21 protein-coding genes are annotated in these 22,461 nt (G+C 74.9%); 8 read left to right on the plus strand and 13 right to left on the minus strand.

Annotated features, from left to right (window positions below; all coding sequences use genetic code 11):
* Positions 1-19: 19 nt before the first annotated feature.
* From H1D33_RS15075 to H1D33_RS15095, 5 genes are all read right to left on the minus strand, one after another.
* Positions 20-337 (minus strand): hypothetical protein, encoded by a 318-nt coding sequence (locus tag H1D33_RS15075; protein WP_181567465.1) that lies wholly within the window; start codon positions 335-337, stop codon positions 20-22.
* Between the two features lie 85 nt (positions 338-422).
* Complete coding sequence (locus tag H1D33_RS15080; protein ID WP_220138657.1) at positions 423-1,121, minus strand: glycosyltransferase family 2 protein; 699 nt, start codon at positions 1,119-1,121, stop codon at positions 423-425.
* The gene (locus H1D33_RS15085; protein ID WP_181567463.1) at positions 1,118-1,744 is read right to left on the minus strand and encodes an SAM-dependent methyltransferase; all 627 of its coding nucleotides are present in this window, start codon (positions 1,742-1,744) and stop codon (positions 1,118-1,120) included. The genes H1D33_RS15080 and H1D33_RS15085 overlap by 4 nt, the downstream gene beginning before the upstream one ends.
* On the minus strand, positions 1,741-2,484 hold the full coding sequence (locus tag H1D33_RS15090) for a PIG-L deacetylase family protein (protein WP_181567462.1): 744 nt from the start codon (positions 2,482-2,484) through the stop codon (positions 1,741-1,743). Before H1D33_RS15090 ends, H1D33_RS15085 begins: the two co-directional genes overlap by 4 nt.
* Entirely contained in the window at positions 2,478-3,506 is a 1,029-nt protein-coding gene (locus H1D33_RS15095; RefSeq protein ID WP_246411328.1) for an acyl-CoA dehydrogenase family protein, read from the minus strand. The genes H1D33_RS15090 and H1D33_RS15095 overlap by 7 nt, the downstream gene beginning before the upstream one ends.
* 185 nt (positions 3,507-3,691) lie before the next feature.
* Between H1D33_RS15095 and H1D33_RS15100 the strand changes: the two genes are divergently transcribed.
* From H1D33_RS15100 to H1D33_RS15115, 4 genes are read left to right on the plus strand one after another with little or no spacing between them, the layout of a single operon-like run.
* Entirely contained in the window at positions 3,692-5,353 is a 1,662-nt protein-coding gene (locus tag H1D33_RS15100; protein WP_181567461.1) for a hypothetical protein, read from the plus strand.
* Positions 5,350-6,906: a hypothetical protein gene (locus tag H1D33_RS15105; RefSeq protein ID WP_181567460.1), complete on the plus strand. Its 1,557-nt coding sequence runs from the start codon at positions 5,350-5,352 to the stop codon at positions 6,904-6,906. Before H1D33_RS15100 ends, H1D33_RS15105 begins: the two co-directional genes overlap by 4 nt.
* A gap of 19 nt (positions 6,907-6,925) precedes the next feature.
* The gene (locus H1D33_RS15110; RefSeq protein WP_181572513.1) at positions 6,926-9,712 is read left to right on the plus strand and encodes a hypothetical protein; all 2,787 of its coding nucleotides are present in this window, start codon (positions 6,926-6,928) and stop codon (positions 9,710-9,712) included.
* 33 nt (positions 9,713-9,745) lie between these two features.
* On the plus strand, positions 9,746-10,258 hold the full coding sequence (locus H1D33_RS15115) for a YunG family protein (RefSeq protein WP_246412107.1): 513 nt from the start codon (positions 9,746-9,748) through the stop codon (positions 10,256-10,258).
* Here the strand turns inward: H1D33_RS15115 and H1D33_RS15120 are convergent.
* Genes H1D33_RS15120 through H1D33_RS15140 form a run of 5 tightly spaced genes read right to left on the minus strand, consistent with a single transcriptional unit; the run spans position 10,242 to position 12,779 of the window.
* Complete coding sequence (locus tag H1D33_RS15120; RefSeq protein ID WP_246412105.1) at positions 10,242-10,877, minus strand: LysE family translocator; 636 nt, start codon at positions 10,875-10,877, stop codon at positions 10,242-10,244. The two genes, H1D33_RS15115 and H1D33_RS15120, sit on opposite strands and share 17 nt — an antisense overlap.
* Positions 10,878-10,925: 48 nt before the next feature.
* The gene (locus H1D33_RS15125; protein WP_220138758.1) at positions 10,926-11,363 is read right to left on the minus strand and encodes a GNAT family N-acetyltransferase; all 438 of its coding nucleotides are present in this window, start codon (positions 11,361-11,363) and stop codon (positions 10,926-10,928) included.
* Positions 11,360-11,923 carry a dihydrofolate reductase family protein gene (locus H1D33_RS15130; RefSeq protein ID WP_181572512.1) on the minus strand — a complete coding sequence of 188 codons (564 nt, stop codon included), beginning with the start codon at positions 11,921-11,923 and terminating at the stop codon, positions 11,360-11,362. The genes H1D33_RS15125 and H1D33_RS15130 overlap by 4 nt, the downstream gene beginning before the upstream one ends.
* Positions 11,924-11,925: 2 nt before the next feature.
* Entirely contained in the window at positions 11,926-12,408 is a 483-nt protein-coding gene (locus H1D33_RS15135; RefSeq protein ID WP_181572511.1) for an SRPBCC family protein, read from the minus strand.
* Complete coding sequence (locus H1D33_RS15140; protein ID WP_181572510.1) at positions 12,405-12,779, minus strand: ArsR/SmtB family transcription factor; 375 nt, start codon at positions 12,777-12,779, stop codon at positions 12,405-12,407. The genes H1D33_RS15135 and H1D33_RS15140 overlap by 4 nt, the downstream gene beginning before the upstream one ends.
* Positions 12,780-12,944: 165 nt before the next feature.
* Here H1D33_RS15140 and H1D33_RS15145 point away from each other — a divergent pair, with 165 nt between their 5' ends.
* Positions 12,945-14,048, plus strand: a complete 1,104-nt coding sequence (locus H1D33_RS15145; protein ID WP_181572509.1) for an FUSC family protein — start codon at positions 12,945-12,947, stop codon at positions 14,046-14,048.
* 49 nt (positions 14,049-14,097) lie between these two features.
* On the opposite strand, the gene H1D33_RS15150 is transcribed toward H1D33_RS15145, so the two are convergent.
* Positions 14,098-15,150, minus strand: coding sequence for a hypothetical protein (locus H1D33_RS15150; RefSeq protein WP_181572508.1), 1,053 nt, complete (start codon positions 15,148-15,150; stop codon positions 14,098-14,100).
* A gap of 67 nt (positions 15,151-15,217) precedes the next feature.
* On the opposite strand from H1D33_RS15150, the gene H1D33_RS15155 reads away from it, so the two are divergent.
* Positions 15,218-15,799: a TetR/AcrR family transcriptional regulator gene (locus tag H1D33_RS15155; RefSeq protein ID WP_181572507.1), complete on the plus strand. Its 582-nt coding sequence runs from the start codon at positions 15,218-15,220 to the stop codon at positions 15,797-15,799.
* A 72-nt stretch (positions 15,800-15,871) separates the two neighbouring features.
* Here the strand turns inward: H1D33_RS15155 and H1D33_RS15160 are convergent, their stop codons facing one another.
* On the minus strand, positions 15,872-16,726 hold the full coding sequence (locus H1D33_RS15160) for a hypothetical protein (protein WP_181572506.1): 855 nt from the start codon (positions 16,724-16,726) through the stop codon (positions 15,872-15,874).
* A gap of 187 nt (positions 16,727-16,913) precedes the next feature.
* Here H1D33_RS15160 and H1D33_RS15165 point away from each other — a divergent pair, with 187 nt between their 5' ends.
* Positions 16,914-19,787, plus strand: coding sequence for an AfsR/SARP family transcriptional regulator (locus tag H1D33_RS15165; RefSeq protein WP_181572505.1), 2,874 nt, complete (start codon positions 16,914-16,916; stop codon positions 19,785-19,787).
* A 27-nt stretch (positions 19,788-19,814) separates the two neighbouring features.
* On the opposite strand, the gene zwf is transcribed toward H1D33_RS15165, so the two are convergent.
* On the minus strand, positions 19,815-21,308 hold the full coding sequence (zwf, locus tag H1D33_RS15170; protein WP_181572504.1) for a glucose-6-phosphate dehydrogenase: 1,494 nt from the start codon (positions 21,306-21,308) through the stop codon (positions 19,815-19,817).
* Positions 21,309-21,499: 191 nt separating this feature from the next.
* Between zwf and H1D33_RS15175 the strand changes: the two genes are divergently transcribed.
* A complete protein-coding gene (locus tag H1D33_RS15175; RefSeq protein WP_181572503.1) occupies positions 21,500-22,423 on the plus strand; it encodes an AEC family transporter in 924 nt (307 codons plus the stop codon).
* Positions 22,424-22,461: the final 38 nt, after the last annotated feature.

A 22,461-nucleotide genomic window follows, 5' to 3' on the forward strand; every position in this document is an offset into this window, starting at 1 on the left:
CGCCGCACAAACGGGCGGGTCAGCTCCAGCGCGGCGGCGCCTGCCCGTACGCGGGTGGCAGGTGGGGCCAGCTCAGGGGACGGCCGTCCAGGCGACCCGGCGGGCTGATTCCGCTCCACCCGTCGCCCAGCGCGGTGCGGTAGGCGTCGGCGCCGGCCGGTGCGGGCGAGCGCCAGTCGGCGGCCGCCGCGAGGCAGGCGGCCACGGACGCGACGGCGCAGTCGGCGACGGCGAGCGGTGACGCCAGCGCCACGGGCCGGGGATCCCCGTCGAGCCGCGGCCCGGCGGAACCCGTCAACCCCAGGTCGGTCAGCACGTCGTTCACCAGGGTCGTCATGCGGACATCCTGACGGGTTCCGGCGGCCGGCGCGTGCTCGACGCCCGGACGGGCGACCGGGTCGTGGTCGCGGGGCGGCTCCCGCTCAGGCCCGGCCGCCGACGACCGGGGGCCGGTCGTCGAGGGCGTCGAGATAGCGGGCGAAGCCGTGCGGGGCGCGACTACGTCGGCGGGCGCTGGTGCGGACCGGGCAGGTGGCGTCGGCGACGACCCGCAGGGCGCGTCGGCGACCACGGTCCACGAGGTCGTGGTCCTCGCCGTGGCGCAGGTCGGCGAATCCGCCGAGTCGCTCGTACGCGGTGGCGGCGCAGCCCAGGTTCGCACCGTGCACGTGCCGGTGACCGGTGTCGGTCAGGCCCTGCCGGTAGCGGGTCTCGAACCGCGTGCGGACCTGCTCGGAGCGGGGCGCCCAGTCGTGCACGCGCACGGTGCCGACCAGCAGGTCGGTGCCCGCCCGGCCGTGGCGCAGGTGCCATCCGCCCCAGCGCCGGGGCACCCGGCTGTCCGCGTCGGTGGTGGCGAGCCACAGGTCCTGCGGGCCGTGGCGCAACGCGTGCGCCATGCCGGCGGCGCGCGCCCGGCCGACGTTGCGGGCCCGCACGGTCACCACGACCGCGCCGAGGCGACGGGCGACGGCGGCCGTGGCGTCCCGGCAGTCGTCGGCCACGACGATCACCTCGGCGCGCACCGGCAGGCGGCGGAGCGAGTCGAGGACCGAGGCCAGGCAGGCGGGCAACGACGCCTGCTCGTCGTGGGCGGGCACCACGACCGCCAGCCGGTTCACCACAGGCCCTCGGCCTGCGCCACGGAGCGGGCCGCCGGCGGCACCCGGAGGAGGACGTCGAGGAGGAAGTCGGCCTCCTCGTGGCGGGCCGTACGCTCCAGCCCGGCCACGTCGCCGAGCAGCCGGTGCACCTCGTCGCCGCCCCGCGCGTGTTCGGCCACCACCGGCCGCCAGTGCACGGCGACGAGCGTGCCGCCCGGTTCCAGCGACGCCACCGCCCGGGCGACCAGCCGGTCCAGTCCGGCGTCGTCGAGGTAGTAGCCGAGTTCGGAGAGCACGACCAGGTCGAAGCGCGCGTCCGCCCCGGCCGGCCACTCGTCGGGGACGCGCATCCGCTGCACCCGCACGTGGGCCTGGTCGGCGAGGCGCTGCCGGGCGCTCGCCACGGCCGCGGCGGCGATGTCGACCGCCAGCAGACGGTCGCACCGACCCGCCAGGCGGTGGGTGAGCATGCCGGTCGAGCAGCCCGGCTCGAACGCCGACCGGTAGCGCCGGCGCGGCAGGCAGGCGACGGTCAGATCGTGTTTGCGTTGCTCGTACCAGCGGGTCGCGAAGCTCCACGGGTCGTCGGCCCGGGCGTACATGTCGTCGAAGTACTCGGCGGGGGTGCCGCGTGTGGTCATGGCACGAACACCGTTTCGTAGGGACGCGCGAAGCGTGCGAGGACGTGCGGCGGAAGGATCGCGGCGTCGGCGGGCGCCGGCCCGATCGGCCGGATCTGGCTTCCGAAGGCGTCGATCGCCGCCCGCTTGGCCGCCCGGGCGGCCCCGGTCAGGTCGATCCGGCGCGCGCGGTGCCACGGCACGTCGGGTTCGTCCGGCTCGGCCCAGTGCCACGTCCAGACCGGGAACTCCAGCAGCGTCGCACCGGTGCGCCGGCAGGCGTCGGCGGCGGCCCGCCCGACCGCCTCGTGGTCCGGGTGGCCGTCGCCGCGCCAGGTGGTGACGCACCACCTGCCGGGGGCCAGCCGGGCGGCCAGCGCGTCGGCGAGCGCCGGCTCGTCGATCCCGCCGTCGGGATGCCCGAGGTGTTCGACGGCCGAGGCGGGCACGCCGAGCCGGCCGCACGCCGTGACGGTCTCGGCCCGCCGGATCGCGGCCAGTTCCGCCGGCGCGTACACCGTCGAGCCGGGGTGCGAGGCCTCGCCGTCGGTGACCACCGTGATCTCGGCGCCGGCACCGTCGGCGAGCATGGCGACCAGGCCGCCGACGCCGAGCACCTCGTCGTCGGGATGGGGGGCGACCACCAGCGGCGGCGCGGTCCGCGCCGAACCGGTGAGATCGAGTACCGGCCAGGCGGCCGGCGCCGGCCACGCGCGCCACGTCTCCTCGCCGGTGCCGGTGTCGACGATCGGTCTCACCATCCGGGGTCCCCGCTCGCCGTCACCAGCTCACCCAGGTGCGCCAGGTCCGCCTCCGCGTGGCTCTGGCGCAGATAGACCGTCAGGTCGGCGACCCGCCTGGCGTGGTCGGCGTCCTGGCACAGCGGCCCCGCCCCCAACGCCCGGCCGACCCGGTCGGCGACGGTGGTGGCGGTGGCCTCGACGGCGGCCCGCACCTGGTGGGCCAACCGGTCGGCGTCGCCGGTGGGGTCCGCGTCGATCTCGTCGGCGGCGGCGAACAGCACGGCCCGGGCGGCGGCCAGGGCCGCGTCGACCGCGCCGAGGTGCGCCAGGGCGTGCGGGCCCAGGGGCCGGCGTCGCGCCGCGGCGTGCAGCGTGTCGGCGACCCCGACGGCGCCGCCGTACCAGCAGGCGGCCACGCCCGTCCCGCCGTGCCAGAAGCCCGGCCGCGCCGTGTAGGAACCGGGTCCGCCCACCGGTGTCCCGGGCACGTCGTCGAAGCGGACCGTCCGGCTGTCGCTGGCGGCCATGCCGACCGCGGGCCAGGTGCCGGCCAGCGGGGTCACTCCGGCCCCGCCGACCTCCACGGAGAACAGCCGTACCCCGTCGGCGGCGGTCGCGGTCACCAGGGCCCGGGACAGCAGCCCCGCCCCCGAGCACCAGGGCCGGTCGCCGGTCAGCCGCCACCGCTCGCCGTCCCAGGTCGCGGTGAGCGAGGCCGGCACGGCGGCCCACACGCCCCACGGCTCGCGGCGCCGGGCCGGGTCGGGCGACGCGCCCAGCTCGGCGAGGATGGCCAGCGCGTCGGCGTGCCCCTCCCCCAGCCGCGCCAGCGTCAGGTCGGCGCGACCGAGTGCGGCGAGGCGCCGGAAGCGTTCGGCCGTTCGTCCGCCGCCGGGCGCCGGCAGGTCGAGACGCCCGTCGCGCACCGCCGACCGGAACGCCGCCGCCGGGTGCCGGCCGTCCGTGACCGCCGGGGTACGCGCGCCCGGTCCCACCTCGTCGTCAGCGGCGGGCGACGGGTCCGGACGGCCGACAGTCATCGCGAACCCCCATCCGGCGAAGTGGCGACCGACGTGGGTCGTGGCCGGAAGATGCCCCTCTCCGGGGGGCCGAAACATCACCGACGCGACCTCGTCCACGGCCGGATCCGCCGGTGTCCGGCTTCCGATCCGGCGGCGACCGATAGCTGACTGCGGCGTGACCCACCGTGCCTACGCTGCTCCTCATGGCACCGGGTCCGCCGACCCTCCTGACGGCCGCCGACGAGGCCGCCCGGCCGCTGCGCGCCGTGCTGGAGGACGTCTGGCTGACGCTCGACACCGCGGTCGAGGGCGAGGGCCGTTGGCTGGAGCTCTACCGCGGCACGCCGGCCGACCCGGTCTTCGTGTGCCTCGACGCGATGAGCAACGTGCTGCACGTCCGCTTCGACGGGCCCGACTCGCTGACCGTCAGCTATCTGCCCGGCTGGTGCTACGAGGCCGCCACCGCGGCCCACGCGGACCGGCGACCGGAGGCGTCCGCGGTCCTGGTGACCGATGTCGACACCGCTCAGCCACTGGTCTTCGACATCAGGGTCGAGCATCGGATCACCGGCGCCGAGCGCAGCGTGGTGGTCGGCGGGGAGGCGATCCCGTACGCGCCGCTGCCGATGGGTTACACGTTCACGCCCGCGCGCGCTTTCGAGATCGAGGAGGCGGACGCGCCGGCGACCCCGCTCGTCCACTGGAGCGCGATGCGGCTGCTGCTGGCGATGGCGCCGGGGGTGTCGTACTCGGCGCGGCCGCTGCTCGACGCGGACGGGTTGCGGGCGCTGCGCGCCGCGTACCTGCCCGGCGACGGGCCCACCCGCTGCGACCAGAGCCTGGCCTTCGAGGTCCGGCGCCACCGGCGTCCGGACACCCTGCCGCCGCTCGGCGGTCCGCTGGAGCCGGTCCCGCTCGCCGAACCCGACCTGGTGGCCGGGACCGTCGCGCTGGACGCGGCAGTCGGCGGCGCGCTGCTGCCGACGAGCGTCCAGCAGGTCCGGGCGGACGGGCTCGACCTGGTGCTGATCCGCCCCGACCCGCGCCGCCCGCCCGTCGGCCAGCCCTGGTCCTGGCAGCCCGACTGGTTCGTCGCCGCCGCCTCGGCGCTCGACGACGTCGCGTTCTCGCTCGCCAAGGATCTGTACGACACCTACATCGACTGGCTGGGCGGGATACCCGACAGCGCGCCGCTGCCGATCCACGTCCGGGTCGACCCGACCAGCGCCGAGGACCGCTTCGCCTACCGGCTGGACCTGCTGGACGACGACGGCGAGCCGGCCGCCGGGCCGGCCGACCCGGTGCTCGACGGCCCGGTGTGGCAGCTCACCGTGATCCGTACCCCGGGGGTGCGGGTGTTCCTCGACGACTCGGTCGGCGCCGTCGGGGTGAGCACCCTGCGGGGCGTCGTCCGTTACCGGGAGCAGGTGGTCACACACTTCGACGACGTACCCCTGGAGATCACCGACGAGGTGGTGCCGGTGCGGGACCTGCCGGCCCGGCCGGCGACGCTGGACGAGATCGCCCACGTGGTGGTGACGGTTGGCGAGTTCGTTCCCGTCCCCACCGTCCAGGCCATGTACGACCTGCGTGACCTCGGTTCCGTCGCCGCCTGGGTGTTGACCGGCGAGGATCTCCAGGGCAAGCCGATGAGCGGGCTGGCGGCGGCGCTGACCCTGGGCGGCGTGCTGGTGCCGCCGGTCGCGGAACGGGTCGGTGGTTCACTGCTGGCCGCCGGCCGGCGGGTGCTGACCCGTGGCGACGTACCGCTGCCCCGGCTGGCCCGGGCGGCGGCGGAGGCCACGCCGGTGGACGCCGACCTGGCCGCCACCCTGCTCGCGGAACTGCCGCAGGTGTCGCCGTGACCCGGCCGGTGGGACTGCTGCCGCAGCAGGCGATGCTGCTGGCCCAGCAGAGGCTGACCGCCCAGGCGGCCCGGAAGGCGGCGACGAGTGCGCCGGTGCCGACCGCGTTCCTGCGCGACCCGGCGCAGCTCGTGGACCGCTCCGGTGTCGCGCTGGAGTCCGCGTACCTGCAGAATCTCTACCTGGCGGCCCGGCGGGACGACCCGCGGCTGACGACCGGCGAGTTCCTCGCCGGCGGCGCCGCCGACTCGCTGTTCCACGGCATCGTCGACTCGCTCCTCGGCCCCGCCGCGGCGACCATGCTGCGCACCACCGACCCCCACCTCTACCGCCAGGCGCTCGGCCAGGCGTTCCACGACTTCCGGTTCGGTCCGACGCCGTACGACGGTGGCGTCGCCTACAGCAGGTACCGCTACCAGACCCGGCAGCACGTCGCGTTGCCGGAGGAGCTGAACGTCCTCCCGATGAACGCGCCGACCGGCCCGGACCTGCACTATCCGCCGTACGGGCCGCTCGTCACCGCCCGCGGGAATCGCGCCATCGGGATGGTGATGGCCTCGCGGGCGTGGGGACGGGACATCCCGCTGGACGCGCGCGGTGTCACCCTGTTCCGGACGTTGGGCCTGAAGAGCGAGGACGTGCTGCACGCCTGGGACTACGACCCCGATCTGCTGCTGTCCGAACCGCAGATCGCCCACATGATCACGACCGGCGCCGCACCGGTGTACCACTTCAAGCTCGTGCGGGAAAAGGTCAACGACCGGACCGCCGAGCAGGCGCGGTGGGAGTTGGCGGCCCGGCTGGAGGACGAGGCCTTCATCGAGGCCGACGACGCCACGCTGCAACGGCTGTGGAGCCACTACGGCAGCGACACCGCCGGTAAGACCGGAGATCCCACGGCCCTCGAGACGCGGTACGCCCGGGATCCGTACTACCGGAGGTCCCAGGACGAGCTGTTCGAGATGGCCCTACGCCTGCCGGGCTCCTGGAACGTGAGGACCCGCTCCCGGGAGTGGGAGCACGGCCTGGTCCAGCGGTTCACCACTCGCATGAACGACTGGGCCCATCGGCTGAGCAACCACCTGGACGAAACCTTCTGGGCCAGCCGGCTGTCGATGCTCACCGGCGCCGCCGAACCGGCCAGCCTCCAGCTCCTCTCGCCCTGGGAGCACGCCCGGGTCGACCTGCACGCCGGGCGGATGTTCAAAGGCGCCACGCGCCTCGACAGGTACGGCAACCGGGCCGTTCCGACCCTCCAGGAGGTCGAGGCGTACGACGACGCCGCCCGGGTGGCCGACTCCCCGCTGTCGGGCGGCGGGACGCTGCGGGCGTTCCCGCTCACCGACGCGCCGCGCGCCGACGAGCCGATCGTGGCGTTCGACCAGTTCACCCTCGGCGAGCTGGTCGGCGCGCTGCACGAGGACGAGTGGCAGAAGGCCCTGCGGACGGAGGCCGGCCGGGTCCAGGCCGAGTGGAACCAGCTCGTGGACCGCCTCAACACCCACCTCGCCGCGTACGGCATGCCCGCGGCCCTGCACCTGCCGAAGATCTGAGGGAAACCGGAGGGGAATCATGACAACCCCCGTCACCACCCAGGTGGGCCTGCGGTTCGTCCAGTTGCGCCGGGAGGGCGACGCCGCCCCGGCCGCCTGCACGACCGGCCCGAGACTGATCGATGCGGTCGTGGACTTCCGGGACGCCTGGTCGGACCCGGTCCGGGAGGTCGTCACCGCCGGGGACGACGACCGGGCGCGGCGGCTGCTGGCCGAGCGGCTGGCGGCGAGGGACGACCGCCTCGACGCACTGGGCCGGCAGACCCTGTGGCTGCTGCTCCGGGTCGCTATGGACGCCCGGCTGACCGTCGGTGAGCTGCGCGACGGCATCGCCGGGTGGGCCGGCGCGCACGACGTGGGCGCCGGGCAGCTCGCCTCGGCCGCGGCGGAGCTGACCGGTTGGGTGGTGGACGTGCTGGTCCTGGGCCGGTTCCTGCGGATCCCCCGGTCACCGGCAGCCGTCGTGCTGGTCCGCGTGCTGCGCGGGATGACGCTGCTGCGCCTGGCCCGGTCCGACGCCGACGCGGCGTGTCTCGTCCGGGCCCTGCTCGGCGGGCGTGACGTGCTGCTGCCGGACCCGCCGGCGCCGCCGCGGACCGACCCCGACGCCGACCGGGCCGAGAGGTTCGCCGACCTCGGCCGGACGCTGCGGCGGCTGCGCGCCCGAGCCGACGCCGTCGGCCCGGCCGACGCGACCGTGGAGAGCCTGCGGGACAGCGGCTTTCCCGACCTGGGTCCGGCCGTCTCGGCCGTCGCGCAGGCCGCCACCGACCTCGGTGTCCCGGCCACCACGACGCTGAGCCGCCTCGCCCGGGTGTTCTCCGCCGAACGGGACGACGCCCGCCGCCGGGCGAGCGCGAAGCTGGACCCGGGCGGGTTCGAACCGATCCCGTCGCACCCCGGCCCGGCCGACCCGCTGCCGTACCCGGGGGAGCCGAAGGTGCCGGTGCTGGACGCCTATGCCCGCGTCGCCGGCCGGGGCGACCTGATGGTCATCCGCACCGCGCTGCTGCGCTACCAGCCCGCCGAGATCTCGTACATCGAGAACGTGCTGGCCAGCGAGACCCGCGGGCGGTCCCACGTGGCCGACACCAGCACCAGCGAGACCGTGACCACGATCAGCAAGACGATCGACGCGTCCACCGAGGAACTCGCGTCGACCGAGCAGAACAGCCTGGACCGGGCGCTGACGACGGCGGCGTCGCAGCAGAACTCCGCCTCGCTGGGCGTCAGCGTGTCCGGCGGACTGGGGCCGGTGCGGGCCGGGATCGAGGTCAACGTCGACCAGTCCACCTCGACCGAGACGAGCAGCAGTTCCGCGGTGTCGTACGCGAAGACGCTCACCGAGACCGCCTCGCGGCTCCTGCGGACCGAGACCGGCCAACGCCGCACCACCACGAGCACGGTCCGCGTGACCGAGACCAACACCCACTCCTTCGACAACTCCGCCGGCACGGCCGACATCAGTGGTGTCTACCGCTGGCTGGACAAGGTCGACCAGGCGCAGGTCTACAACTACGGCGAGCGGCTCATGCTGGAGTTCGTCGTCCCCGAGCCCGCCGCCACGCTGGTCTGGCTGAACACCCGGACGGCCGAGGACACCAGCGCGGGCGCCGTCCCCAAACCGGCCGCCTGGTTCCTCGACGTCGACGACCTGGACGACGAGAACTGGGCCGCCAAGGCCGCACGGTGGGACATCTTCGGCGTCGAGCCGCCCCCGGATCCGGAGGTCTTCGCCACCGCCACCTTCGTCGACCCGGCCGCCCGGCCGTTCGACTACCCCAAGAACTCCACCGACAAGTCCCAGCCCGAGTGGGGGTACGCCTCCTACACCGGCGAGGTCGCGGTGCCGGCCGGTTACGAGGCGAGCAGGGCGTACGTCTGGACCACCTGGGGCCTGTCCGAGGGGGAGTATCCCGCCGACGTCGGCAGCCCGCCGCAGGCCGTACAGATCGCGGTCGGCGAGCACCGGGTGACCCTCAACGAGAGCGACGGCTACGCGAAGGTCGATTTCGACTCGCCGGTCCCCGGGCCGGTCCCGATCGGCGTCAGCACCGACCAGCGGGGCGGGCTCACGGTCGTGGTGCGGGTCCGGTGCGCCCGGACCGACGCCGCGTTCGAGGCGTGGCGGTCGCGGGCCTGGGAGACGATGCGCGCCGGATACCTGGCCCGGCGCTCCGCCTACGACAACGACCAGGCGCGCCGGCAGGCGCGCACCGCCTACCGGGCGGACGGGTCGGCGGCCAGCCTCCGGCAGGTGGAGATGCTGGAACTCAAGCGGGCCTGCCAGACGGTGCTCACCGGGCAGGAGTTCGACCTGTACGGCGCGCTGGACACCCCGGACGACGAGGCCCCCCGCATCGACCGGATGCAGATCGTCGCCGAGGCCGACCACATCCAGTTCTTCGAGGAGGTCTTCGAGTGGGAGAACCTGACCTACCTGTGCTACCCCTACCAGTGGGCCGGCCGGGACCGCTGGGTCACCGTGCGCAGCCGCACCAGCGGCGATCCGCTGCACCAGGCGTTCCTGCAGGCCGGCGCGGCCCGGGTCATCGTGCCGGTACGCCCCGGCTACGAGTACGCCGTCGGCGGATACCTCGCCTCCTCCCAGGTGCCCACCCTGTCGCCACGGCCGTGGCGGGACGGCGGCAACCCGTACCCGCCGATCGAGGAGCTGATCGCCGACGCTCTCGACCGGCCGGGTGAGGAGGTGGCCGTGGGCGATCCGTGGGAGGTCGTCACGCCCACCTCGCTCGTCCAGTTGCAGGCCGGCCCCGGCCTCGACCCGCCGGCCCGTGCCGGTTGACCCTCGACCGGGTTCAGGGCGCACGCTCCACCGGTGACCTCGACAGCGAGCGACCCGCGACCGGACCGTCCGACGATCGACCTGGCGCGGCTGGCGCCGGTCCTGCGGGCGAGCTGGGGGGCGGACACCTGCGACCCGCACGACCTGCCGCACTGGCACCCCGGCAACCCGGCCCGCGGTCAGTGCGGCGTCACCGCGCTGATCGTCCAGGACCTCCTGGGTGGGGAACTCGTCCTCGGCGAGGTCTTCGTCGGCGAGGCCAGGGTCGGGCACCACTACTGGAACCGGCTGCCCGACGGCACCGACGTGGACCTCACCGCGGACCAGTTCTTCCCGCGGGAGGTCGTCGTCGACGCCCGGGTGCAGCAGCGTCCGCCGGGCCCGCCCGGCCGGTGCCGGCAGCAGTACGAACTCCTGCGGCAGCGGGTCCGCTCCGCCCTCGCCCCCGGCCCCGGGGAGGCGGCGGACCCCCGGAACTCGCCGGAGGTCGGCCGTCGGGTGGAACCGGGCGCGGGTGGCGGGGACGGATCTATCCGGCGGTCGTGAACACGAGCCGGACGCCGAGGCCGAGCAGGACCGTGCCGCTGACCCCGTCGACCGCACGACGCACGGCCGGTCGGGAGAGCAGCCCGTGCGCGGCGGCGACCAGGTTCGCCACGGTGAGGAACCAGACGGCTGTGACGACCACGGCGATCAGCGACAACGTCAGCAGGGGGACGAGGCCGGCGTCGGCCGGGAGGAACTGCGGCAGGAGCGCGACGAAGAAGATCGCCGCCTTGGGGTTGAGCGCGTTGCACAGCAGCCCGTCGCGGAACGCCCCCCACAGGCCCGGCCCGGCGGCGGGCACGGCATCCGGTTCGGGTCTCCGGTGGCGCGGGCGCCAGGACGAGCGCAGCGCGCCGACGCCCAGGAGCACCAGGTAGCCCGCGCCCACCAGCTTGACGACGGTGAAGGCGACGCCGGCCGCGGCGACCAGCGCCGCGACCCCGGTGGTGGCGGCGACCGCCCAGGCGAGGACCCCGGCGGTGACGCCCGTCGCCGTCGCCATGCCGTGCGCGCGGCCGGCGAGGGCCGCGCGCCGCGTCACGACGGCGAAGTCCGGTCCGGGTGACATGGCGCCGAGGGCGACGACGCCGGCGAACGCCAGCACCTGCGCGATCGTCACCACCGCTCCCCTCCGCGTGCCGCGGCGACGCGCACCACCGCCGAGCCGTCACGGCGCGGCGGGCTCCCGCAGCACCTTCCTCAGGTGGACCGCCGACTCCTCGTATCCGAGCGCGGCGTAGAACGGCGCGGCCCGTCGGGTGGCGAGCGTGACGAGGCCGCAGTTCCGGCTCACCGCCCACCGCTCGAAGGCCGCCATCAGGGCGCGGCCGATGCCCCGCCCACGGACCTCGGGGCGGACCAGGATCTCCTCGACGACGGCCACCGGCCCGTTCGCGTAGAAGGTGAGGTGGTCGACGCCGAGGAGGTAGCCGAGCGCGGCGTCACCGTCGACGGCGAGCAGCAGGCAGGCGGCGTCCGAGTCCAGCAGCGCGGCACAACTGGCGTCGAATCGCGTTCGGGAGAACGGGAACGACTGCGCGAGCTGACCGGCCATCTCGGCCACCGCCGCGACGTCGCCGCTGGTGGCGTGCCGGACGTCGGTCACGGCCCGAGCGGGCGGTAGCGCAGGCACACGACGCCGTTGCCGAACCGGCGCTCGTCGAGCAGTTCGAGTTCGGCGCGCATGCCGGTCGGCAGCCCCGGCTTGCCCCCGCCGACGACGATCGGCCAGACGAACAGATGGCACTCGTCGATCAGCCCGGCCCGGAAGGCCTGCGCCGCGAGCTCGGCGCCCCCGATGGTGAGGTCGCTGTCGGCCGTGTCCTTCAGGTGGCGGACCGCGTCGGGGTCGAACTTCTGCTCGATCCGGGTGTCGGCGGTCGACGCCGTGGTCAGGGTGGTGGAGTAGACGACCTTGCTCGCCGCCTGCCAGGTGCTCGCGAACTCGGCCGTCAGGTTCGACTGCTCGGCCAGCGCGGGTTCGGTCTCCCAGAGGGCCATCGCCTCGTAGAGGCGCCGTCCGTAGAGGAACGTGCCCACGGACCGCAGCAGGTCGGTGTAGGCCACGAAGACCTCGTCGTCCATGGGGAGCCAGCCGTACACGCCGCTCTCGTCCTCCATGTAGCCGTCGAGCGACACGTTGTTCACGTAGATCAGCTTGGCCATGCTCACGCCTTTCGGTAAGGAACCTGGACATTCGTCAATGCGGCGGTCAGCTTGGTGAACGCCTGGCGCCAGCCCTCCGCGCTGTGCGGCGCCAGTCGCTCCGGAAGCCACTGGCGGATCTCCAGCCGCGTCCGTCCGCCGGCCTCGTCGTGGAACTCGACCCGCAGTCTCGTCGCGAACGGCTCGACGCCCTTCTGGAGCCGGCCGCCGACGTGCATGACGCCGTCGAGCAGTTCACCGTCGGTGACGTCGGTGAGGTCGACGTGGACCCGCACCCGGAGGTCGGGCTCGGCCGGGTTGACCTCCGTCCACCGCTGGTAACCGCCGGGGCGTACGTCGAACTCGATCTCGTCGCGCGGCAGGGTGTTGCCGATCGGGCCCCACCACGACGCGAGGTGGTCGGGGTCGGTGAAGGCCCGGTAGACGAGCTCGCGCGGCGCGTCGAACACCCGGGAGATGACGAGCTGCGGAGTTCCGGTGGTCATGCGCGCTCCCTGGGGTCGTCGGCCGGTCGCTCCGTTGCCGGTTCGGCGGCCTGCAGCGCGGCGAGGTGGGCGTCGAGGCGGGTGAGGGAGGTGTCCCAGAACCGCCGGTAGCGCTCGATCCAGTCGGCCGCCTCGCGCAGCGGGGCGGCTTCGAGGTGGCTCGCGCGCCACTTGCCCGACTGCGACCGCGAGATGAGCGCGGCCCGTTCGAGCACCTTCAGGTGCCGTGACACCGCCGGCATCGAGATGGCGAGCGGGGCGGTCAGCTCGGTGACCGTGGCGTCGCGGGTGGCCAGCTCGGCGATGATCGCCCGTCGGGTCGGGTCGGCGAGCGCCGAGAACACCGCGCTGAGTTGATCGGTGCCGGTCATCGGATGCTCACCCCTCTCACTTAACCAACTCGTTAAACGTATGGGAGCACGAGTGGCGTGTCAACGACCCCGAGCGATTGGGCAGGTCACGGGCGGGGTAGTGGCCCTCCTCGCAGAGATCGATCGGCGGCCGGTCCCGGTCCGCCCGGCAGGAGGGGTGCCACGGTGCGGAGCTGGGGACGCGACGCCGTCGCGCGGTTACGCGGCGACGGGATGACCGTGGTCGAGCTGACCGCCGCCGCGGCGGTCGCCTGGATCCTGGCGGCGGTGGTGATCGGTCACCCGGACCCGTTCTACGCCCCGACCGCCGCGCTCGTCGTGCTCGGCGAGTCCCGCGGGCGACGGCTGCGGCAGACCGTCGAGATCCTGCTCGCCGTGGCCGCCGCCGTGCTCGTCGCGGAACTGCTGGTGTACGCGCTGGGCCCGGGCACCGGCACGGTCCTGCTGGTGCTGGTGCTGACCACCACGACGCTCGTGGTGATCGGGGCCCGCCGCGCCCTGGTCGTGCAGGCCACCGTCTCGGCGATGTACCTGGTCGTGGTCGCCGCGCCACACGGGACGCTGATGCCGTTCCGCTTCGTCGACGCGCTCATCGGCGGCGCGGTGGCGCTGGCCGCCACCCAGTTGATGGCCGCCCGCGACCCGCTGGCGCCGCTGGTGGCGCAGGCCCGGCGCAGCTACGCCGACCTGGCCGACCTGCTCGACGAGGTGAACGCGGCGCTGCGGGGCTGCGACGAGGATGCCGCCCGCGCGGCGCTGGACCAGGCCCGCCAGGTGGACGACTGCGTCGCCCAGATGCAGGCCGCCGTGCTCGCCACCGGTGAGACGCTGCGGCTGGGGCTGCGTCGCCGGCACCTGGGCAAGCTGGTCGAGGTGGAGGCGACACTGCGCCAGCTCGACTACGCCGCCCGCAACATCCGGGTGCTGGCCCGCGCCGGCGTGACCCTGACCCGCCGGCACACCGCCACGCCACCGGAGCTGGCCGCCGCGATCGGCGCGCTGACCGCCGCCGTACGGTCGGCCGGTGAGGCGCTTGTCCACGACCTCAGCGGCGCCGACGCCGACCGGCACGCGCAGGAGGCCGACGCGGCGGCCCTGGAGGCCGTCCGGGTCGCCGCGGGCCTGCTGCGGACCGATCCGCCGTTGCCGGTCACCATGATCGTCGGGCAGATCCGGGCGACCGCGATCGACCTGCTGCGCGGGGTCGGCCACGACGACGTGACGGTGCTGGACCGGGTGGACGAGGCACTCGGCCTGAGCCGGGCGTGACGCCCCGGCGCTCCGGGTGGCGGGGTCGCCCCTGGGGCCCGTCGCGTGCCTACCCGTCGATGACGTGCGCACGGACCACCGAGCGGTGAGGGCCGGCGGACCGGTTCGACATCCGGGCGCGGCCGTACTCGGCGAGGGCGTGGAAGGCGACCTTCGGTGTCCAGGTGCCGTCCGGCAGCACCCGCACGATCCCGCGGGCGGCCAGGTCGTAGTCGTGCTCCGGGTCGCCGGTGGTGGGCAGGTGCCGGTTGGCGAACGTGTAGACGAACGCCGCCTCGACCCCGCCGGCCTCGTAGTCGCGCAGCAGGTCGAGCAGGTAGCGGGCCTGCCCCTGCTCGTCGCGCTCCAGCTCCGCGGTGAGCTTCGCCGCCCGGCCGTGCTCGTCGTAGGTCACCGGCTCGGTCGCGCCGGCCACGTCGGCCGCGCCGCGGTAGGTGCAGCAGCCGAACTCGGTCGCGGCGTACGGCTTGCCCTGCCCCACCGCCGCCGCCAGGCTCTGCGGGAACGCCGCCGCGTTCGTCGCGTCGCGGTAGCCGGCGTCGCTGGCGATGATGTCGAACAGCGCCCATTCGACGTCCTCCAGCGGGATCGACGCGTAGCCGACGGGTCCGCCGAAGCGCTCGCGCACGGCGGGCACCGCCTCGGCGAGGAAGTCACGCACCGCGGCCCGGGCGGCCGGGACCGCCTCCCGCATCCGCATCGGGTCGGTGAACAACGCCATGCGCTCGGTCAGGTCGCGGCCGGGCAGGAAGCCGTCGGTGAACATGGAGATCTCGGACCCGGTGAGGTAGACGACCGAGGCGCCGTCGCGTCGCAGCCGCTCGGCCCGCTCGGCGCCGTCGAGCAGGAACGCCATCAGCCCGGCGCGATCCAGGCCGTTGGTGAACGGGCAGTACCACACCTCCAGCCCCACCTCGGCGGCGAGCCGCGCGGTCAGCTCCAGCCGATCCTGCACGCCGCCGGTGATCCGCACCGCGTCGCAGTGCAGCTCGTCGCGGATGACCCGCAGGTCGGCCCGGACGACGTCGGGGTCGAACGGCTCGTGGGTGGTGGACCCGGCGCTGACGAAGCCGGTGTCGTAGTTCATGCCGAAGACACGCATCAGGAACTCCCGCTCATCGTAAGGTACGCCACGTACCTTATAAGGTACGTGGCGTACCCTGCAAGACATGGGCACGAGGCGGCGGGGCGAGGAACTGGAACGGGCGATCCTGCACGCCGCCGCGGCGGAACTGCGCGAGTCCGGATACGCCGGGATGACGATGGATCGGGTCGCCGCCCGCGCCGGCACCAACAAGAACGCCATCTACCGGCGGTGGCCGCACCGCGCGGCGCTGGGCATCGCGGCGTACCGCCACCTCTCCGACGCCGCCATGCCCGACCCGGACACCGGCACCCTGCGCGGCGACGCGCTCGAGATGCTCCGGCAGGCCAACGAGACGTGGTCGTCGCCGCACGGGGCGATCCTGCGCGGCCTGCTCGCCGCCGCTGCCGACGACCCGGACCTGCTCACCCTCATGCGCGAACGCTCCGGCGCCGACACCATGGACCGGGCCTGGATCACGATGCTCGAACGGGCCGCGACCCGGGGCGAGGCGCCGGGGGCGGCCGTCCACCACCGGGTGGCGACGACGCCGATGATGCTGCTCCGCGCCGAGTACGCCATGCGCGGCATCCCCTCGGTCCCGGACGAGGTGCTGGTCGACATCGTGGACGAGGTGTTCCTCCCCCTGGTGCGCGGACGCGGCTGACGCGGCCGGAACCGCCGACAGCCGTCGAGGTGGTCGGAGGCACCGGCCCCTCCGACCACCCCCGGCCGCGGATCAGCTCCCGCAGATGCCGTATCCGTTGAGGCTCCACGAGCCGGCGAACCCGTCGGCGTCCTCGTCCGCGCGCACCCGCGCGGTGTTCCCCCCGGTGATGTTGACCCCGGTCAGCAGCACCTGACCGTTACCGGCGTTGATGTCCGCGCCCGCGCTGTAGAGGCCCTTGCCGGCCGGGCACGCCCGGAGGCCGCTGTCGGACGGGTTGCTCGCGCTCGTCCCGATGGTGGCGACCCGCTCCAGCCCGGCGGGCGCGGTGGCGCAGACCGCGATCGAGGTGGCGCTCCAACCGGCCGGCGAGGTGCCCTGCACGGCGACCGCCCGGACGGTCACCGACGTCAGGTCGAACGACGGCACCACCTGGTCGAGCACGACGTCGCCCAGGCCGCTGTTGATCCGCCCGCCCATCCCGATGACCTTCTTGGTCCCGCAGCTCGCCGTCACGAACTCCGTCCCCACCGCCCCGGTCGTCGCCACCACCTGGTAGCCGGCCGGCGAGGTGGCGCACTGGGCGAGGGCCTGCAACCCCCAGTCGCCGGCGAAGTTGACCGGGCCCACCTCCCGCATCGTCGCGACGAACCCGGTGCCGTTCGCCAGCGGCTCCAACCGGTCCAGCGCGACCCGCCCGGCGGCCGACGAGCCGGCGGGGAGGAACCCGCCGCCCCCGGTGACCACCTTGCCCGCCGGGCAGGACGCGAGCGCCGACTTGTCCGCGCTGCTCTCGGCCGCCGACTGGGTGACCGTCTCCAGTCCCGCCGGCGTCGCCGAGGCCGGCGCCGCCCAGCCCACGCCGGCCACCACGGCGACCGTCGACACGACGGTCGCCAGCGCGCCGCGCCCCTTGGTTACTCGCATGTCGCTCTCCCTGTCCACCTCGGCCGGCGACGTGCCGGCCCGCCTCCCGCCGAACCACTGGGCCGGCGACCTGGGAAGAGCCTGAGCCGGGCCGCTTGTCGTCCGCTATCCGACGGCTTGGCGCCGGTCGTGCCGGCCGCGCCGTCCATAGACTGACGTCGTCCGACCACTACCCACGAGGAAAGCCATGCGGTGGTCCCTCCTCGGCCCCGTCCAGGTGACCGCCGGAGGGCGGGTCCTTCCCATCGACCGCCCCCAGCACCGCGCGGTGCTCGCGCTGCTGCTCCTCAACGCCGACCGGCTGGTGCCGTTCGGGCAGGTCGTGGCGGCGCTCTGGGCCGACGGGCCACCGGCCAGCGCCCGGACCCAGGTGCAGGTCTGCGTCTCCCGGATCCGGGCGGCCCTGCGGGACGCGGGCGGGGACGGCCTGCTCACCACCCAGGGCGGCGGCTACCGGCTCACCGTACGCGGGACCGAGCTGGACCTCGCCGAGTTCACCGGGGCGGTCGAGCGGGCCCGCGTCGAGGAGGCCGCCGGTCGGCGGGCGGAGGCCGCGCGGCTGCTGCGCGACGGCCTGGCGCTGTGGCGGGGGCCGGCGCTGGCCGGCGCGGCCGGCGCCTTCGTCGAGGCGGCCGCCGCCGGCCTGGACGAGCAGCGGCTGCTCGCGTACGAGCGGCTCGCCGCCGTGGAACTCGACCTCGGCCGGTTCGCCGCGACCGCGCGTGCCCTGCGGCCCCTGGTGGCCGAGCATCCGCTGCGGGAGCCGCTGGTGGCCGGTTACCTGCTCGCCCTGGCCGGCTGCGGTCAGCAGGCCGCCGCGCTGCGGCTCTACGCCGAGACCCGCCGCCACCTCGTCGACGAGTTGGGTGTGGAGCCCGGCCCCGAGTTGAGCGGGGCCCACCTGCGGGTGCTGCGCGGGCACCCCCCGGCCGAGCCCGTGCCCGCGCCACCCGCCGCGCCGCCCCCGGCGCAGCTCCCCGGCGAGCCGGCCTGGTTCACCGGCCGGGCGGCGGCGCTGCGGCAACTGGACGCGCTGCTGCCCGCCGCCGGTGAAGCCCGGGACGGCGGCGCGGGTGCGCCGGGCCGGGCGGTGGTCATCTCCGCCATCGCCGGCACCGCCGGGGTCGGCAAGACCACGCTCGCGGTGCACTGGGCCCACCGGGTCGCGCACCGCTACCCGGACGGCCAGCTCTACGTCAACCTGCGCGGCTTCGACCTCGACGGCCGGGCCATGCCGGCGGGCGAGGCGCTGCGCGGCTTCCTGGAGGCGCTGCACGTGCCGCCCCAGCGGGTGCCCCCGGACCTGCTCGGACGGGCCGCCCTGTTCCGGACCCTGCTCGCCGGCCGCCGGATCCTGGTGCTGCTCGACAACGCCCGCGACGACGAGCAGGTGCGGCCCCTGCTGCCGGGCTCAGCGGGCAGCCTGGTCGTGGTGACCAGCCGCAACCGGCTCACCGGCCTGGTGGTCAGCGACGGGGCCCGCCCGGTGACGCTGGACCTGCTCCCGCCGGCCGAGGCCCGGGAGCTGCTGGCCGGTCGACTCGGGCGTGGTCGCGCGGGGCGCGAGACGGCGGCGCTGGACGAGATCGTGCGCCGCTGCGCCGGGTTACCGCTGGCCCTGGCCGTCGTCGCGGCCCGCGCCGTCGGGCAGCCCGACGTGCCGCTGGCGGCGCTCGCCGCCGAACTGCGGGACACCGACCCGGACCGGCTCACCGCGCTGGCCACCGGCGACCCGGCGACCGACGTACGGGCCGTCTTCTCCTGGTCGTACCGGGCGTTGGACGCCGACTCGGCCACGCTGTTCCGGCTGCTCGGGTTGCATCCCGGCCCGGACGCCGGGCGGGTGGCGGTGGCCAGCCTCGTCGGCCTGCCACCGGCCCGGGTCGGCCCGCTGCTGGCCGCTCTGACCCGGGCGCACCTGCTCACCGAGCGCGCTCCCGGCCGGTACGCGATGCACGACCTGCTCCGCGCGTACGCCTCGGAGCTGTGCCACGGCACCGACGCCCCGGCCGAGCGGGAGGCGGCCCGGCGCCGCCTGTTCGACCACTACCTGCACGCCTCGCACGCGGCGGACCACCTGCTCGACCCGTACCGGTTGGCGCGACCGGCCGCGCTGCCGCCGCCCGAGCCGGGGGTGACGGTGGGCGACCACCCGAAGCACGCGGGGGCGACCGCCTGGTTCGCCGCCGAGCACCACGTCCTGCTGGCGTGCGTGGAGCAGGCGGCCCGTACCGGCCTGGACCGGCACGCGTGGACGCTGGCGGCGGCGCTCACCACGTACCTCGATCGCAGCGGGCACTGGGCGGAGCTGGCCGCCGCGCAGCGGACCGCCCTGGCGGCGGCGCTGCGCCGGGGTGACCTGGCCGGTCAGGCGCTGGCGCACCGGGGGTTCGCCATCGCCTGCACCTGGTCGGGCGAGCACGAGGCGGCGCACCGGCACTACCGGCGCGACCTGGAGCTGTATCGCGAGATGGGCGACGACACCGGTCGCGCGCACACGCACCTCGGGGTGAGCTGGGTGCTGGCGCGGCAGGGCCGGCTGCGGGCGGCCCTCGACGAGACCCGGCTGGCCCTCGACCTGTACCGGGCCGGCGGCTACCGGGTCGGGCAGGCCAAGGCGCTCAACAACCTGGGCTGGATGCACGCCCGGCTGGGCGAGCCGGAGGCGGCGCTGCGCTGCTGCCGGGCGGCCCTGCGGGTGCACGAGGAGACCGGCGACCGGCACGGCGCGGCGCTGACCTGGGACAGCCTCGGCTACGTCCGGCACGGCCTCGGCGACCACGACCGGGCCGCGGACTGCTACCGGCGGGCGCTGGCGCTGCACCGGGACCTCGGCGACCGGTACGACGAGGCGGAGGTGCTGGACAACCTCGGCGACACCCTGCGGGCGGCCGGTGACCTCGACGCCGCGCGTCGGGCCTGGCGGGAGGCGCTGGTGATCTTCGACGAGCTGCGCCATCCGGACGCCGACCGCCCGCGCGGCAAGCTGGCCGCCACGGCGCCGCCCGGTCGAGCAGCCGGGTCGCGGCAGGCGCGTCCCGACAGCCGGGCAGCCACGTGACGGCCGCTCCCCGCCGGCCGTCACACGTCACGCCGAGTTGCGCCACCTGCGGCCGTGCCGGCCGATGAGCCGTTCGGCGTCGGTCGGCCCCCAGGAGGCGGCCTCGTAGGTGGGGATCGGCGAGTGGTCCTTCGCCCAGTGCTCGATGATCGGGTCGACGATCCGCCAGCACTGCTGCACCTCGTCGCTGCGGATGAAGAGCGACGCGTCCCCGATCAACGCGTCCAGGAGCAGACGCTCGTACGCCTCCGGCGACTCCTCGACGAACGTCTGGTCGTACGAGAACTCCATCGTGGCCGTACGGACCCGGAAGGAGTGACCCGGCACCTTGGCGCCGAAGCGCAGCGAGATGCCCTCGTTGGGCTGGATCCGCAGGATCAGCGCGTCGGCTTCGAGGCCGGTAAGCTGGTCGGTCGGGATCGGCAGGTGCGGCGGGCGCTGGAACTGCAACGCCACCTCGGTGAGCCGCGCCGGCAGGCGCTTGCCGGTCCGCACGTAGAACGGCACCCCGGCCCACCGCCAGTTGTCCACGTTGAGCCGCATCGCCGCGTACGTCTCGGTGCGCGACAGCGGGTCGACGCCGGCCTCCTCGCGGTAGCCGGCCATCAGCTCCTCGCGGGTGCCGCCCCGGGTGTACTGCCCGCGGACCGCGGCCTCGGCGATGTCGCGGTCGGTGGGGAGCCGGATCGCCTGGAGCAGCTTCACCTTCTCGTTGCGCAGGCCCTCCGCCTCGAACGAGGCCGGCGGCTCCATCAGCGCCAGCGCGAGGACCTGGAGCACGTGGTTCTGCACGATGTCCCGCATGGCGCCGGCGTCCTCGTAGAAGCCGCCGCGCGAACCGACGCCGAGGGTCTCCGCGACGGTGATCTGCACGTGGTCGACCCAGGAGCGGTCCCAGATCGGCTGGAAGATCGAGTTCGCGAAGCGCAGCGCCAGCACGTTCTGGACGGTGTCCTTGCCCAGGTAGTGATCGATCCGGAAGACCTGGTGCTCGTCGAACGCGTCGTGCACGACACCGTCCAGCTCGCGCGCGGTGGCCAGGTCCCGACCGTACGGCTTCTCGATGACCAGCCGGGAGAAGGAGCCCTCGCGCGGCTGGTTGAGCCCGACCCCGGCCAGCCCGTTGATGACCGGCTCGAAGGCCCCGGCCGGGGTCGACAGGTAGAAGAGCCGGTTGCCGGCCGTGCCCCGCTGCGCGTCCAGCTCGTCGAGCGTCTCCACGAGCCGCTTGTAGGTGCCCGGGTCGTCGTAGCCGCCGGCCACGTACCGGACGCCGCCGCGGAGCTGGCGCTGGCCGGCGAGGGCGCGCCCGCCGAGGGCGCTCTCCGCGAACTGCTCGTCGGTCATCGGGGTACGCGCGACGCCGACCAGCGCGAACTGGTCCGGAAGCCGCTCGTGCCGGGCCAGGCTCTCCACGGCGGGCAGCAGCTTGCGCCGGGTCAGGTCACCGGAAGCGCCGAAGATCACCAGCGTGGCCGGTGGAGCACTCCGCTCCTGGATGAGCTGAGGTGCGTGGTCCATGGGGTGCGTTCCTCCTCGGTGGCGGAGCTTGAGCGTCGCATGCCGGACCGACGTGTGAACGGTTCGGTGCGATCCGTCGGTGCGGCCCAGCTCAGACGCTCGCCCCCACGACCCGCGTCCCAGCCTGTGGGAGCACCACGCGCGGTGTCGTCCGAGACGGCCCGCCCGGGCGAGCGGGCAGGATCCCCGGCATGAGCCTGGTGTCGGCGTTCGTACCGATCTGGATCCTCACCGCGGTCGGCTACGCGGCCTGCCGTCGGGGCCTGCTGGGCGAGGCGGCGGCGTCGGTGCTCGGCCGGTTCGTGTTCCACCTGGCGATGCCGTCGGCCCTGTTCCTCACCCTGTCCCGCATGCCGCTGTCCGGGTTCGCCGGCCGCGCGCTGCTCGCCTTCGCGGTGAGCACGGTCGCGGTCGTCGGGTCCGGGTGGGCCGGCGCGAGCCGGCTGTTCGGTCGCGGGCCCGGCGAACGGCCGGTCTGGGGCATGGCCGCCGGCTACGTGAACTCGGCGAACCTCGGCATCCCGATCGCCTCGCAGGTGCTCGGCGACGTCTCGTTCCTGGCGGAGGTGGTGCTGCTCCAGGTGCTGGTGGTGGCGCCGGTGATCCTGGTCGTCCTGGACCGGCGCCGCGACCCGGCCGGGCGGGTCCGGGTCGGCCGGATCACCTCCCTGCCGGTACGCAACCCGGTGATCCTGGCGTCGCTGCTCGGCGTCGCGTGCTCGGCCGCCGGCCTACACCCGCCGGCGGTGGTCGACGCGTCGCTCACCCTGCTGGCCGCCGCCGCGGTGCCCACCGCCCTGGTCGCGCTCGGCGCGTCGCTGCACCGCACGGCGCCGTCGCGGGCCGAGCCGGCCCGGCCGGCCGAACTGGCCGCAATCACCGCGCTGAAGCTCGTCGCCCAACCGCTCGTCGGGTACGCGGCCGGACTGGCCCTGCACCTCTCCGCGCCGCAGGTGCTCGCCGTGGTGGTGTGCGCGGGCCTGCCGACGGCGCAGAACACGTTCATCTTCGCCCAGGAGTACGGCGTCGGCGAGGCGGTCGCCAACCGGGCGGTGGTGGTGACCACGACGCTGTCGCTGGCCACCCTGGCCGCGGCGGCGGCCCTGCTCGGATAGCCGATGCGTCCCACCGGACACGGCGGTCCGGTCAGCCC

The sequence above is a fragment of the Micromonospora ferruginea genome (assembly GCF_013694245.2).
In the GTDB taxonomy this organism is placed as follows: Bacteria; Actinomycetota; Actinomycetes; order Mycobacteriales; family Micromonosporaceae; genus Micromonospora; species Micromonospora robiginosa.